This is a genomic window from Serratia sp. 506_PEND (genome assembly GCF_001076875.1).
In the GTDB taxonomy this organism is placed as follows: domain Bacteria; phylum Pseudomonadota; class Gammaproteobacteria; order Enterobacterales; family Enterobacteriaceae; genus Serratia; species Serratia marcescens.
Genome location: NZ_JVEL01000408.1, coordinates 1 through 1,107, shown reverse-complemented (window position 1 = coordinate 1,107; position 1,107 = coordinate 1). Strand labels below are relative to the sequence as shown.

Sequence of the window (1,107 nt, the reverse complement as noted above, 5' to 3'; positions counted from 1 at the left end):
CTGAGCAGATAGCGGTTAAGCCATTCCCCGGCACTGGCTTCAAAATTCTAGGCCCGCCAGATTAACGTCCCCTCGCTGTCGCGAATAACCAGCCGAAAGTGCGTACCCTGGTCATCTTCTATAGTGACGTTGTGGTAAAGCGTGACCACGGCTTCAGCCTGTCGGCGGGTGAATTGCCCTGGCGGTAACGACGTATCGTCAGTGACTTGCATATTCAGTTCCTGATTAATGGCATAAAACAAAATGCCCCGCTCAGTGAGCAGGGCATCAGTGGGTTAAGTGTGTGGCAATAAGCTGCAGTATCTGTTCCATGAGCGCTGTGATTAAGGCACCTGCGAGCAGGGTTGCCGCCTGTCTGGCGATGTAAATACTGTCTTCGTCATAGCCTTCTTCGCGGAAGTGGTCTTCCACAAACTGCTGCGCCCGGCTGCTGGCGCACCACGTCAGCACCTGACGCAGGGTGTTGAGCACGATTTTCAGTAATGTCATTGGGTCAAATCTCAGAGGGGGGATCCGGATGAATCTGGGGCACACAGGAATGCCCCGGCCGGATAATAAGAGGAGAGCTGCGTTACTGCGGTGACGGAGACTCCGGCGGCACAGGGGCCTGACCATGAATAATGCGGTGCTTCGCCAGTGCCTGCGGCATATCGTTGATGCAGTATGTAATGTAGAAGACGTTGAGCACCACGGTATAAAACGCATTCATCTTCAGGTCAAACCGGAAGGTGTTCAGCGCATAGTGTCGCAGTGCTGCTCTGGCCTTAAAGGCCCAGACGATGTACATCACGCCGCAGGCGAGCGACAGAATGCCGCTTAAGGCCAGCAGCGTATCGCTGCCCGTGTCGTAGCCCGCCAGGTCTGGTGAGGCCATCACGCCGAACTGTCGCCCGAGCCCAAAACAGACGGCGAGCCAGATGATAAACAGGTTGCCGCAAACCGGATACCCGGTGGTGTCGCTGATAATATCCTGCTTTTTATACAGCCACAGTAACGGCCAGATGCCGCAGGTGGCGACGGTGAGCAGAACAAAATGCAGGGTTGGCGTCGCCAGTCGCTGGCTGAGTGTCGAAATGTCGGTCATATCGTATTGTCCTTGATTGATTT

Annotated in this window: 2 protein-coding genes and 1 pseudogene; all 3 read right to left on the bottom strand. The window is 55.0% G+C overall.

The window, feature by feature from the left end; genetic code table 11:
• Positions 1 to 50 precede the first annotated feature (50 nt).
• Positions 51 to 212, bottom strand: a pseudogene (locus tag ADK28_RS30110) (DUF905 family protein); the annotation flags it as partial.
• Positions 213 to 267: 55 nt separating this feature from the next.
• Entirely contained in the window at positions 268 to 489 is a 222-nt protein-coding gene (locus ADK28_RS14865; RefSeq protein WP_009652443.1) for a hypothetical protein, read from the bottom strand.
• An 82-nt stretch (positions 490 to 571) separates the two neighbouring features.
• Complete coding sequence (locus ADK28_RS14860; protein WP_048795990.1) at positions 572 to 1,084, bottom strand: DUF4234 domain-containing protein; 513 nt, start codon at positions 1,082 to 1,084, stop codon at positions 572 to 574.
• Positions 1,085 to 1,107 lie beyond the last annotated feature (23 nt).

Coding starts and splice junctions, on each gene's coding strand:
- ADK28_RS14860 (WP_048795990.1), bottom strand. CDS start 1,084: ATGACCGACATTTCGACACTCAGCCAGCGACTGGCGACGCCAACCCTG.
- ADK28_RS14865 (WP_009652443.1), bottom strand. CDS start 489: ATGACATTACTGAAAATCGTGCTCAACACCCTGCGTCAGGTGCTGACG.